This is a genomic window from Holophagales bacterium (assembly GCA_016719485.1).
GTDB lineage: Bacteria > Acidobacteriota > Thermoanaerobaculia > UBA5066 > UBA5066 > UBA5066.
On record JADJZB010000004.1, the window covers coordinates 30,782 to 44,233 of the forward strand.

The following is a 13,452-nucleotide window of genomic DNA, read 5'->3' on the forward strand; positions in this document are numbered from 1 at the left end:
CCTCATGCTAGTCCGTGCCCCAGATCTGCCCGAGCTGATAGACGAGCGCCTTGTCCTTGAGTTCGAACGAGGTCTTCAGCCCGTTTAGCCGCTCGCCCATCGGGCCCAGTCTCTCGAGCAGCCTGCCGAGGCCTACGCGGCGGGAGCGCTTCTTCCTTTCGACGAATACCATCACACGGCTGCTGTTTCCAACCCGATACCGCTGTACCCGCACGACACGGTAAGGGGCCTCCGCGTACACTCTTTCGCTGCTCTCCTCGACGATCTGGAGAACCCGCTGCCCAACCCGCACCTTCCTGCCGAACCCTGCGGGCGTCCAGACAAAATCGTCCACGACGTAGTGTCGGGTGTTCTTCAGCTTCTTCCGTGCGAGGGGCTCCCCGGCATCTTGCTGGACGTAATCCTCGTCTATCCAGGCTCCCGTTTCGAGCTTCACCGCCCAGAGCACGGACTGGCCAGCACCCCGCATCGTCTGTTGAGACCTTGGCCTTCCGGCCCCGAGGATCCTTGGCGGCACGTACATCTTCTCGAGCCGCTTCGCATACTGGGGGGTGACGACATCCCCCCTGAGCGAACGGACGAACGTCGCTGCAGCTGAAACGGCCCGCAGATCCGACGTCTCCACGACTGCCTCGAGGAGGTGCTCCTCCGACGTCGTCGAAACGTTCGTCGAGCCGATCACAGCCGTCTTCCCAAAGACGAATACCTTCGCGTGCAGGTTCGACTGGGCGTGAACTTCGACGCCCTTCCGGAGGAACTTCCCGATCTCGAACGGCGAGGTCTGACCGCTCTTCACCGTGGCTTCGTCGAGTCTGACGATAAGGAGATCGCCGGCCTGAAGCGGCAAGCGGCGGATCGCTCCATTCCCGAGAAATGGAACAGCCACCAGCCGCCGGCCCCTCTTCTTGGCCAGGTCTCGGATCCTCGACCAGGAATCGTCCGAATGGAACTTCGTGGCCATCTCCCCACCTCCGGAGGCTGCTCATCGGCCCGGGCCGGGGCAGCCCGGCCCGGCCTGGCCTCTCCCGGCCCCTCTACGCCATCCCCAGGACCTTCATAGCCGCCGTCTTCGGATCCCCGTAGAACACCGGGTCGACGTGCTCCACGACATCCGCCGCGACCTCGAGGAAGCTCCGCTTGTTCTCGATGGGAACGAGCGCCCGCCGCGCTCCGTTATCCATGCCCACCCGGAGCGGCTCGGCGAGCGAGCGGGCAGCCTTGATGTTCCCCTGGACGCTCATGTCGCCGAGGACGAGGAGGGCCGGGGCGACCGAGGTCTGGCGGAGCGCCGAGCAGAAGGCGACGAAGACGGCGACGCCGATCTCCGCCTCGACCCGGTTCCCGATGAGGTCGATGACCTGGACGTGGAAGTCGGAGGTGTCGACGTCGCGGCCGACGCCGAGCTCGGTCTTCTTCGAGTTGAGGTAGGCGAAGGCCCGCTGTGCCGACTCTTTCATCTCGCCCGAGAGGCCGCCGGCGGTCTTCAGCTTGCCGGTTCCGGAGGCCACGGAGACCTCCACCCGGTAGAGGCCGACGATGCTCTGGTCCGAGACTCCGGCGGTGTAGACCGTCCCGGGGCCGGGCGGGTCGGTGGGGATCAGGTTCCGGCCGCCCTGCTCGGGCACGCCGACGAACCTCTCGAGGCCGGTCTCGCGGTCGATGTAGCTGAACGACGTCTGGTGGTACTCGAAGGAGCCGAGCTTCTTCAGCTGCTCCTTCACCCGCCGCCGCATCTCGAGGGCCAGCTCGACGAGCTCGGCCATCTCCTCCCGGGTCGCCTCGCCGTGGGGGTGGATCAGCTTCATCAGGCCCGAGAAGGTCTTCTGGACGGCCTTGCGGTCGCGCTGGACGAGGTGGCTCCCGAAGGCGAAGTCGCGCTCGACCATCTCCGTGAAGTTCAGCTTCCGGAGCTCGCGCAGGGCCTCGGCCAGGTAGTCGACCACGAACCCGTAGTGGCTGCTGAAGAGGTCCGGCCGCATCTTCGGGATCTCCCACCCCGGCACGTACGCGTGCAGCCGGTCGAGGAAGGCCATCGTCCGGACGTTCTCCGGGAGCGGCTCGAAGAGGTGGCTCGACTGGACGAGGACGTCCACCGGCCGGTTCGTGTTCCCGAAGAGGGCGAGGCTCGCTTCCCCGCTCGTCGCCTCCGACCCGCGCTGGAACTGCCCCGACTCGCAGTAGGTCTGGAGCATCGGGATCAGCTCCTTCGGCATGTTCTTCAGCTCGGCCACCTCGTCGAAGGCGACGACGTCCCAGAGCTGCACGAGCCCCTTCTGCTTGCCGGTGACGTAGCCGAAGAGCGTCGCGACGGTGGGCGAGCCGGTCAGGAGCGCCGCGTAGGGGGAGATCTCCTGGACGACGTAGCTCTTGCCGGTGCCGCGCGGCCCCAGCTCCACGAGGTTGAAGTTGTGCTCGCAGAGCGGGACGAGGCGGAGGAGGAAGAGGAGCTTCAGCCGGCGCGTCATCTCGGCCGGCTCGTACCCCATGCTCCGGAGGACGAGGTCGATCCACTCGTCCGTCGTGAACTCCCGCCGGAGGCGCCGGTACTCGTCGAGGTCGAACGTCGCGATCTGGATCGGCGTCAGCCGCTCGATCCAGAACGGGTTCTTCCCCTTCCCTTCCTCGTCGTACTCGAACCGCATGTCGACCTGGGCCCAGATGCCCCCCATCAGGAGCCGCTCGTATTCCTTGACGTAGTGGTTCGGCACGTGGAGGAACTTGTTCCCGAAGTTCACCCCTTCGCCCCAGTAGTCCGAGTCGACGAGGCGGACCTTCACCTTGTCGATGAACGAGTGCCGGCCGTTCTCCTTGACCCGGCTCTGGGCCTTCTGCCCCTCGTCGGGCCGGATGTAGTTGTTCGCGAGCGTGTCGTTGACGACCTGGAGGCCCATCTGGATCGCCGCCTCGTCCGACGAGGCGCAGTACTTGCCGAGCAGGAACTCGAGGACGAAGACCGGGACGTTCGTCCCGACCTTCACCTTCCGCACGAGGTCCTTCCGGACGACCTTCCCGCTGAAGTGCCTGTTCGCCTTGTCGTCGAGGGCGTCCCGGGCGGGGACGGCCACGCCGGCCAGTTCGTTCGTCATCTCAGACTCCCAGCTTCACCGGGATGAGTCCCGGGGATCGGTAGAGCTCGGCATCGGTCGCCGGGTCGAGGAGGGTCAGGCGGACTTCCTTCACCGTGTCGTCCGTGAGGAGGAGAACGAGGGCCGCCGTGGAGGCTGGCGACAAGGTGACCGTGCCAGCGTCCCGGTCGACCTCGGCAGTCCCCTTGCTGGGGACGGCCCCGAACAGCTTCCCGACGCGCCGGCCGTCCGACACCCACGACACCCCGAACACGCCTCCGAGAAGGCTCGACACCGTGACGGCCATCATCCGGTTCGTGATCGCGGTCGGGATGCCGCTCAGCTCGACAGCCGCCTGGGCCTCGATCGCCGCCTCCGTTCCCGGCATCCGGACCGTCAGGACCGGGATCACCATCTCCTGAAGCGACGTCCCACCGTGGTGGAAGGCGAGATCGCCCCCGGCCTTCAGGACGCCGCCCCCTTCGGGGAAGACGAACTCGAGGTCCGAGGCGTAGCCGAGCGCCGAGGCGGGAACCCGGATCGTCCCGGCCGGCGTGGCGCCGCCCCGCCCGATCCAGCAGCGGCGGTGAAGGTCGACGGTCGCTCCGCCCGGAGCCTCGGTCTTCATCGACTCGTCCCGCGCCACCGGGAAGAAGACGTGTCCGTGGTCGGCCGTGACCACCGTCCTCCCGACCCCCGCGCCCGTCAGCCGACGGATCGCCCGGGCGAGGTTGTCGATGACGGTGTCCATGACCCGCCGGGCCTGGAACGTGAACCCCGACTCGCCCGCCTGGTCGATCTCCTGCGACCTCACGAGGACGACCGGCGCCCCCTCGAGCTTCTTCTTCAGCTTCCCCGCGGGAAGGCTCAGGAGCTCGTCGAGCGTGAGGTCGACGAGCTTCGGCACCCTCGCGATCGCGTGCTTCCGGCGCGCCGCCAGGTCAGGCAGGAAGGACCCGTCGACACGGACGCCGAGCTTCTCCCCTTCCTCGACGACGGCGAAGCTCCCCGAGGCCCCGGGCATGAGCGCCCCCATCCCCACCGGCGTGATGCTCGGGAGCGCGCAGAGGGCAGGCCGCAGGTCGACCTCGGCCCCCTTCGGCAGCCGCGAGGCCAGCTCCACGCCCATCTCGTACCGCATCGCGTCGACGAGGAGGTAGGCGACCGGCTTCGGCTGGGGCGTCACGACGTCGGCGAAGACCCGCGTCTGGTGGAGCTTTCCGCCCACCGTGAATCCCGCCCCCCGAAGCGCCTTCGTGAACCCCAGCGCCATCTCGTGCTGGGCGTCCTCGTAGGCTCGCCTCACGACCCCGAGAGCCCGCTCGTCCGGGTCCTCGTCGAGGCTCGTCATCAGCGACTCGAGGCGCCGCTGGAGGAGGTCCAACCGGTGCCAGCCCCCTCTCGCACGTAGCCTTCTACCCATGCTTCCGGGGAAGGCCCCGCCCCCGGCAGGGCCGCTCGTACCGTGCGTGCCTCCCGCCCCAGCTCGGCCATCAGGTGGCAGGCCTCCCAGTGGGCCTTCCTCACCACGTCCCGCTCGAGCCAGAAGCTCCGCTCCCGCTCGGCCACGATGGCCAGCGCCTCGTCGAAACGCCCGGAGACGATGAGCCCGCCGCAGTACGAAAGGAGCGCCCGCTCCTCGAACCGGAACGTGTCGATCGACCCGAGCGCCTCCGCGGGGACCTTCGCCCCGGCAAGGCCCAGGAGCGACTCGACCTTGTCGGCGAGCGCCACGTAGCCCTCGGCATGCCGCTCCCGGAGGTGCTGCGCCATTCCCCGAACGGCCTCCTCGTCCCCCTTCGACGGCGGAACCGGAACTGCCTGGAGAGACGCCGGCGGCTCGCACCGAAGGTCCAGCCGGAACTCCCCGGCCAGGACGTAGCGGGCGACGATGGCTCTCAGCTTCGTGGGGTCCGCGTCGGCCGGGACCTCGAGCCCGAGGCGGGCCTTCACGAGCTTCGCGAGCTCCGGGACGGCCCCCTTCTCGACGATCTCGGCGTCCCGCCCGTCGCTCATGAGCCACGACGCCAGGACGGCCTCGCTCCCCAGTGTCCCGTGGAAGACGACCTTGAGGGCGACGGCGGCTCCGCCCCGCTCTCGAGGCGGCCCGGGCCAGCTCCTCGTACGTCACCTTCTCCGGCGCGAGGAGGTCGTCGATCATCCCGTCCGTGTACTTCTGGCGGAGGACGTTCCGGGCCATGCGCTTGAGCTGCGGCTCGTAGGCCTCCCCTGCCGCCTCCAGCTCCATCAGGGCGACCCCTTCCAAGTCCCTCTCGACGCCCGGGACGTAGACGAGGGCGGCCTGGCGCATCCACCGACACGAGCGGCTCGACCGCCACCCGGACCGCGAGGAACGAGCCATCGAACTCTGCGAGCGTCGCGGCCTGCCCGGCCAGGGCGAGAGACGACGTTCCCGGCACTGGCCCCGGGCCGCCCCGGGCCTCGCCGATGAAAGCCTCGAACTCCCGCCTCTGGTCGTACCAGACGACGATCCGCCGGGCCTTCAGCCGATCGGCCGCCTGCCGAGCGACATAGTCGTATAGAGGGTGCATCGGATTCCTCAGAGGAGACCCTGCCGCCGGGCCTCCTGGTAGACGAAGGGCGACACTCGTGACAGGTAGGCGGGCGAGACATCTCCGCGCCAGCACTCGTCAAAGTGCCGGGTCCGCATCTCCCGGCAATCCGCGTCGTCGAGCCCTAGGCGTTCGATCGTCGCGAGGGCGGATGCTGTGAGAGCGGGAGGCAGGAAAGGCTTCGGGTAGATCTTCCCGGTTACGAGCTCGAGGTGAAACGGGCTCTCGTCGAGATCGAACGGGTCGAGGACAGTCTCGTAGTCTCTCTTCCGGCTATTCATCCGCGAACACGCCAGACGGTAGTTTCTCCACTCGTACGCGAGCCCTAGCGACCGCGACTTCGGGACGAAGTGATCCACCGTACCCGCACCGAGGACTCGCTCGATGTACACGCTGAGGTAGGCACAGACGCCTTTGTAGGCGTGATGCAGGTCGTCCAGGCAGGCGCGCCAGTACGATTGAAGGGACTCGCCGTCCGGGAGAGTGGAAGACGCGCTCAGGCCCTTCCCGCGAAGCCAGCTGCTCCCCTTCTGCCGGACCTTCTCGTCAAAGCCCTCCGGCTCGGGCTGAAGCGCGACGGGAATCACCCGACGAGGCCTCTCAGTGGGCCCTGGTTAGAGTCGCCGGACGTGTCCGGCGGGAGCCATCCACGCTTCTCGCCCACGAACCGCCAGCGCAGCCAGAAGGGGTCGGTATCTCCGAGCAACGTCCTCAGCTTCCGGTCGAGCTCCACGGCCCGCCTCGTGTCGAAGCCCTCATCCGAGAGCGCCATCGCGGCCTCCTCGAGCACCTTCTCAGCCTCCAGCGACCCTCGCGCTCCCGAGGTCGAAAGGCCTCGCTCGTCGGCCAGCTGCCCACCTCACCGTCCGCTCCCACTGCTTCCTCTCGACGGAGACCCTCGAGCGGCCGTGTTCCACGACGAGGTCGATATCGAACCAGGCGTCCCTCCCAGGATCAAAGAGCGCTTCTACCGACGCCAGGACGAGCGGCGAATGCGTGGCCGCCACGATCTGGACGGCCCGGCGGTCTCCCCGTCAACGCCTCGACCGTTCCCATCAGCGATCGCAGGATCGACCGCTGCCAGCGGGGGTGCAGGTGGGCTTCGATCTCGTCGACGATGAAGATCACCTGCTCGGCCGTCTCCTGCTGGAGGAGGCGGCTCGCCCGGACGTGCTCCTGCCACGACCAGACCAGCAAATAGGCCAGCGCGACGATTCGACGAATCCCAGCGGACGCATGCACGATCGGGACGTCCTGTCCGTAGGGCATCCTGACGGTCGGCATGTCACGCACGTCGTCGAGCGACACCCTGGTCAGCTCTCCGGCTCCGAGGATCTCTTCGTCGGCCGGCGAGAGACGCCTCAGGACCCGCTGAAGCTCGGCGAAAGCCTCGCCGTTCTCCTTCTGCCACGAGGCCCAATCCCGGATCAGCCCGTTGCACAGGGCGCCCTGTTCCGACTCGAGTCCGTCCCAGACCTCGCGGGCGCTGAAGACGTAGGCGGGTGGACGCTCCTGCACGTCGAGGTCTCCCTTCCTCCGCCAGTAGTTCCGCGCCTGGTCCCAGAGAGCGAATCCTCCGTCCACGAGGGCGTAGAGGACGAGCCCGGGAATGGCTGGGCGCCCCGGCTTTCCCGTCCACGCCTGGTCTGCCCGGTCGTACTCGCTTCGGTACTCGAAGGGAACCGTTCTTCCTGAGAATCTGAACTCGATCGACGCATCCCCGATCTTCCCGTGCGTGGGTCGCGCCCGGAGCCCGGTTGCCAGGTTCGGATTCAGGTCCGCCGGCCACTTCCGCGTCAGGGCCCACCAGGCCACGTCCAACAGGAAGCTCTTTCCGAGCCCGTTGTCACCGGTGAGGAGGTTGAGGCGGGGAGCGAAGCGCAGCTCGAGCCGATCCGCGGGGCCGACGTGGTTGAGTTGAAGGTATTCCAGCATCTCGCAGATCCTTTCAGCTTCGGACGGCTATCGGGCAGAGTATCAACGGCGCAGGTCCTGTTTCGAGGTTCCCTCGGCCTGCCCAGCGACCTTCCGGATGCCCGCGCAGAACACCTGAAAGCTCTTCGAGTGGTTGCGTTCCGGATCGAGCAGCTTACCCATCTTTCGAGCTCCCGCACGCTTCTGATACTCGGGGAGGAACTTCCGGAGGGACTCCACGGGGCGCACGAGTTGATCGGGATCCCGATAGGTCGCCTTCGTCGCCTGGGAGGCGAGCTGCGGTCGGTTGAAAGCCTTCGACACCGCAGGCCAGTCACCGACTACCCAGGCCTCCAGTTCTTTGCACGCCACGCGTACGAGAACCGGCTCTCGACCACTCTGTGCCACCAGCTTCGCCAGGCCGGCCTTCACCACATGGCAGTCCGCAGCGTCCTGATCGCGAAGCACGACGAACGATGCATCCGGCCTCTGCCACCCACGGATCTTTCGAACGAGCTGCCCCTCCAGGTCCTGTTTTCCCTCGAATACCAGGTAGTAGACCCCGACGTCCGCGGGGAGCAGCCTCGGCAGCAGCCCCTCGAGAGATCCCTGGCCGACGGCTCCTCGAGGAGGAACACCAGGTGCTTCACTTCGGGTCGGCTCCTTCGAAGATCCCTGCTTCCAGAGGTACCCGAGCTTGTCGCCCTCCGCCATGTAGGCCGCCACCTGCTGGTCGTCCCTCGCTCGTTTGACCTCCGTGCTTAGCCGCCCTTCTTGACCAGCCAGAACGCCTCGTCGAGCTCGACGGCGTTGAGGAAATCGGGCGAGTGCGTCGACACGAATACCTTGCCTCCGCGCGCCGCGTAGCTCCGGAACTCCTCGGCAAGCTCGCTGAGCAGGGCCGGGTAGAGCTGGTTTTCCGGCTCCTCCACGCAGAGCAACGGGTGCGGGTTCGGGTCGAGGAGGAGGACGAGGTACGCGAGCATCTTGATCGTTCCGTCCGAGACGTATCGAGCCAGGAACGGGTCCTGGAACGAGCCATCCTGGAACCTGAGCAGAACGCGTCCCTCTTCGGTGACCTTCGAATCTACGCTCGTGATCCCCGGGACGCGGCTCGCGAGCCTCTCCAGAATCTCCTTGAACACCTTTCCGTGCTGCTTCTGAAGGTACTCGACGACCAGGGAGAGATTCTCCCCTTCGCGCGACAGGTGCTCGGCGTATCCCGCCTCCTGCTCCGGCCGCGCCCGACTGATGTGAAAGTCGGACAGGTGCCAGTTCTCGATGAGCGTCCCCAGCGCGACCGCCGCCGGGAACCGCTCGAACTGCGCCAGGCCCTTGATAGCGAGGATGTCCGGGCTCTTGAGCGTCTGGCGCTCCCGCTTCAGCTGGGTCTCGTCGGTGACGGTCTCCATCTCGTTCGTGACCGCGTCGCCAGTTCCCCCGCTGAAATCGATGAAGTGCCAGGGCTGACCGCCGCTGCCCCGCCTGTACTTCAGGACCTCCCGCTCGACCACGGCCCGACCCGACACCTCACCGATCTCCAGCGAGTAGGTAATGAGGCTCTGCTTCGATCGCCCGAGGTCCGCCCTGATCTTGAGCTCGATTTCGATCGCTCCTTCGCAGCCTCGGGAGCGAACCTCCTGGAAACCCCGGCTCCCGCCGAGCTTCGCCAGGGCCGTCGTGACGTTCGTCGCCATCGCATCCCGCAGGAATGCGAATACCGAGAAGAGAGTGCTCTTCCCAGCCCCGTTTGCCCCGATGAGGACGCAGAAGCCGGGTATCTCGCGCATATCGACGTCGCGGAACGCCTTGAAGTTCTTCAGGCGAATTGACTCAACTCTCATGGCGGGTCCCTCGTTTCGATTCCTGCGAGAGCATAACGGCCACCTCGACGCCCCCGCCCAGGTACTCAGGCATCGGCTTTCCCCTTACGGCGCCCCTTGTTCGCTCCGCGGTTCTGCGGCGCCTCGAGAAGGTCCTTCAGAGCAGCCTTGACGGCCGGAGAGGTCCGTTCCGCGACGAGAGTCGCGACGGGCGTCAGCGGCTTCTTGCGGGCCGCCCACTTCCCCTTCGCGTCCTCCTCCCAGAAGACCTCCTCGAGGCCGTGGGCGATGGCGAGGCTCCGGTCGCTGGCGCACTTCGGGACGACCCGCTCGGGCCAGAGGTGCATCGCGATGTGGGCCCAGTCGTACTCGCCCGCGCAGAGGGAGTCCCACGCTGCCTTCAGCTCCTTCTGCCAGGCGCGGTGCTGCGGCACGAGCCGCCAGAGCGGGGCCATTGTCAGGACCACTCCGTCGTCCAGATCCGGCTTCCAGAGCGGTGCGATGCGGGTGACCTCGTCGCGGAAGGCCCTGAGCTCGTCGACGAACGCTTCCTGGCCTGCGATCTCCTTCCGCTGGCTCGCGGTGGGGTTCGGGCCGGACTCCTGCGTCAGCGAGAGGAGCCTTCGCTCCTCGAGTGCCAGTTTCGGCGCGACAGCGTCTTGGAGAACGTGGAAGAACGTGTTTGGCGTGAGGCGGTGGGCGTAGAGCCAGACGGAGTAGCTCGCGGAGGGCGTCGCGAGCTGCCAGTAGATGGGCGCCTTGCGGCGACTCTTCGAGTAGCGCTTGAGGTGCAGCTCGAAGAATGTCCGAGCCACGAAGGCGCGCAGATCGTGGTTCTTCGGGTCGAGGATTCCGGCCGCCTCCTGCCAGCGCGCGTCCGCGTCGGCCGTGGCGGCAAAGACGACGTCGAAGACGGCGCGGGCGGCGGCGAGCAGGTCCCGCGGGTGGCCAGGGTCGTCGAGGAGGACGCCGTCCTGCGGGATCTCGATCGGGTAGCCGGGGGGCGGCGTGGCGCAAGGGAGGCCGTCCGCGCCGGTGAGCATCCCGGGCGAGCAGACGGGGAGCGGGTCGAAGGGGTCCGGCTCGGGGGGAAGGGCGCACTCGCCGGTGGCGAGGCGGAGGTCGAAGCGGCCGAAGGCGACGCCGATGGACCAGTAGTGGAGAACGCGCTCAGAGAGCGCCATCCGCTCGTCGGCAGCCTCACCGACATCGGCCAGCCACTCGGCAGCCGACGAACTGAGCGACAGCCCACACGCAGCCAGACCGCCCTCCGCGGCCCGCAGCGCCGCCTCGTAGGCGTGTTGCTTCGACGGAGGACCCGCCAGCGGGCTGACGAACGTCTCGGCGGTCTCATCGATTCTCTCGACGGAATCCAAGAGACGAAAAACAAGTCTCCACGCGTCAGCCTGGGACAAAAAACCCGCCGATCAGGCAACGGCAGCATCTTCACGGGGCCTATCTCGAAAGACCCGAACTTCGCCTGCGCATCAATTAAGGCCTGGTACTCCGACGAAGCAAGAGCGAATGGGAGGCCCAGTAGCCACGCCTGCTTGTCGTCGGTCGGCACAATCACGCCGCTCTTATCGGAAAAGCACGCTGTTGGCCGCAGTCGCCTCGCAGAGAAACCCTTCTGGCTCCTGCGCGAGAAGGACACTCCAGGACGGAAGAAGAACGAGGATGACCGGCGCGTCGACGCCACATTTCCATCTCGCGTCTCAGCAAAGGCCGCGAGTTCCTCCCCATCTGCGCGCTGCTTAACCAGGAGATGCGTTTCGGCCGTGAACCACGAATACTCCCCACCCTTCGAGATCCTTACCCACGCGCCGTCTTCGATCCCACGCGGGTCGACCTCCCACCGGAGGCGTATGAATCGCTCGTCATCTTTCGTTGTAGAGGCCAAACGTGACTCTGCCAATGTCCGGCTCAATCGTCTCGCAAGCCGATGACCCAGATCGGGGCACTTCGTCGGAGAGGTCGTAAGCAGATCCGCAGCGACGCGACCAACGAGGAATCGTGAGCGGCTGTGCTGATGAACTATCATGCCAGCCAGGTTCCTAATACTGCTCTTTTCAACATGGCGCGAGCATCAAGGAAGAAGGAGATAACCGGGGAGACGTCAGCGCCGGCCCAAGAACGGCTTTCACTGCCACCGTCTCCACACAGTACGCCGCCACCTCAACCATCCGCTGAAGTCGAGCACGCCCTGCACCCCAGATCACGCGCACGACCGGCGGCGCTGCTCCTTTCAACAGCACCTCCTCCCGCCACTTCTGAAAGCTCGACAGGAAGAACCCCGTCCGCGAGGTGATCGCCCCCAGCATCCCCCGCTTGTGTAGCAGCTCCACGCCCCGCTCGACGAACGCCGCGTACAGGTCGTTCTTCGTCCTGGGATACGCCTTCTCGAACTCTTTCTTCGCCCCCATCCCGCACGCCCCGAACGGCGGATTCATCAGCACCACGTCGAACTTCGTCCTCACCAGCTCGATCAGCGCGATCCCCTGCGCGGCGTCGCCGGCGAAGAGCCGCCTCCGCACGCCGACAGCTCCTGCGGCCGACTCGGTGAATCTTCGGAGCGCTGCGAGGAGCAGCTCCTCGGCTCGGTCGAAGAAGGTCTCGTCGTCGATCTGCGAAAAGTCGAGCTCCCCCTGGGTCGGCGGCGGCTCGAATCCTGGCAGGTAACCGGTCGTCTTCTTCTGCCGGTTGTACTCGACGTTCGTCTTCCGGATCTCGTCCGCGAGCAGCGTCTCAACCTTGAGGAGCGTCCCCAGCTCTCCCGCGAGGCGCATCTCGGCGACCATCTTCCGGAAGAGCGTCCCGAGGAGCGGCGGGTTCAGTGTCGCGGCGAACTCCTCGACGAGGCGGGCGTCGCCCGGCATCGGCTCGGCGACGACGATGTTCGTCTTCGTGATCCGAGGCCGCTGGCTGGCCGGGAGGCCTGCGTCCTTCCACGCCCGCTGCGCGCGGAGCCAGAGGGCGAGGGCGGCGATCTGGGCGCAGCGGGGATCGATGTCGACGCCGTGGAGGTTCTGCTCGAGGATGAGCGCGGGGGCTGCTCGGCGCAGGGCCGCGAGGTCGGGGTAGTCGGCGCGGAGCGTCCGGCCCGTCGTGGCGGAGGCCGCGGCGGTGGGGTCGGCCCAGGCCTCCTCGTAGATCGCGAGGAACAGGTCGAACGAGTAGAGGAGGAAATGCCCCGAGCCGCAGGCCGGGTCGAGGAGCTTCAGGTCGCGCGGGTCCTTCTTCGCCCGGGGGCCACGGCTCTCGGCATCGCGGACGAGGAATTCGCACCGGTCGGCGATCCGGCTGGCTCCGTCCCCGTCGCCCATCATCTCGATCCAGATGCGGGCGAGGGTGTTCTCGGTGAGGAAACGGACGACGTAGCGCGGCGTGAAGAACTGGTTGCGGACGGCCAGCTCGCGGCTGTTGCGCGGGGCCTGCGAGGCGTCGCGCATGGCGCGCCGCTCGTCGCCGCTGTTGAAGTACTGGTAGACCCAGCCGATCGTCTCGTCCTCGCCCCAGACGGCGGCGAGCTCGGGGGCGTTGAGGACGCCGAGCAGCTCCTCGAACGCAGCCCGGCGCGGCCAGAGGGCCGAGGCGGGGTCACGGCGGTCGAAGAGGACCTTGACCTCGGTGGAGAGCTCGTCGAAGAGGCACTCGAGGTAGAGGCGGTATCCGTCCCCGCCCGGGAGGAGCGCGACCCCGGGGGCGAGGCCGATGAACTCCCGGTAGCCGCTCGACTGCTCGCCCTTGCGGACGCACTCCTGGGCGAGGCCGCGGGCCTCGATCATCTCGAGTGCTGCAAACCGGTTGAGCGCGGTGAACGCGGCGTCGCGCAGATATGAGGCGATGGCCTCGGCGGGCTTCTCCCCCGCCGCCCGCCTGTGCTCGACCGAGGCGACGATCCGCTCCCTCACCGCGTGCTGCCGGGGTGAGAGGTGCGCCCCACCCCGCGGGGCGACGACACCGCTCAGGAGGACCTCGAAGGTCCCCTCCAGCTGCTCGGCGAAGTCGGTCTCGAGAATTCGGCGAGCCTTCTGCGTGGCCCGCTCGATGGCGCTACGGGTTTCCTTGTCCATGCCG

6 protein-coding genes and 3 pseudogenes are annotated in these 13,452 nt (G+C 67.2%); all 9 read right to left on the bottom strand.

Translation table 11 applies throughout. From position 1 onward, the window contains the following. Window positions 1-7 precede the first annotated feature (7 nt). Complete coding sequence (locus IPN03_03120) at window positions 8-961, bottom strand: phospholipase D family protein (protein ID MBK9372737.1); 954 nt, start codon at window positions 959-961, stop codon at window positions 8-10. Between the two features lie 73 nt (window positions 962-1,034). After that, entirely contained in the window at window positions 1,035-3,086 is a 2,052-nt protein-coding gene (brxL, locus tag IPN03_03125; protein MBK9372738.1) for a protease Lon-related BREX system protein BrxL, read from the bottom strand. Window position 3,087: 1 nt separating this feature from the next. Continuing rightward, window positions 3,088-5,617, bottom strand: a pseudogene (locus tag IPN03_03130) (PglZ domain-containing protein). 8 nt (window positions 5,618-5,625) lie between these two features. Beyond that, window positions 5,626-6,225 carry a hypothetical protein gene (locus tag IPN03_03135; protein MBK9372739.1) on the bottom strand — a complete coding sequence of 200 codons (600 nt, stop codon included), beginning with the start codon at window positions 6,223-6,225 and terminating at the stop codon, window positions 5,626-5,628. Then, window positions 6,222-7,573: pseudogene (locus IPN03_03140) on the bottom strand (AAA family ATPase). The gene IPN03_03135 and the pseudogene IPN03_03140 overlap by 4 nt, the downstream one beginning before the upstream one ends. Before the next feature lie 42 nt (window positions 7,574-7,615). Beyond that, window positions 7,616-8,146: a DUF4276 family protein gene (locus IPN03_03145; protein ID MBK9372740.1), complete on the bottom strand. Its 531-nt coding sequence runs from the start codon at window positions 8,144-8,146 to the stop codon at window positions 7,616-7,618. A gap of 52 nt (window positions 8,147-8,198) precedes the next feature. Then, window positions 8,199-9,396, bottom strand: a pseudogene (locus IPN03_03150) (AAA family ATPase). A gap of 65 nt (window positions 9,397-9,461) precedes the next feature. Continuing rightward, entirely contained in the window at window positions 9,462-10,559 is a 1,098-nt protein-coding gene (locus tag IPN03_03155; GenBank protein ID MBK9372741.1) for a hypothetical protein, read from the bottom strand. An 885-nt stretch (window positions 10,560-11,444) separates the two neighbouring features. Continuing rightward, window positions 11,445-13,448: an SAM-dependent methyltransferase gene (locus tag IPN03_03160; protein MBK9372742.1), complete on the bottom strand. Its 2,004-nt coding sequence runs from the start codon at window positions 13,446-13,448 to the stop codon at window positions 11,445-11,447. Window positions 13,449-13,452 lie beyond the last annotated feature (4 nt).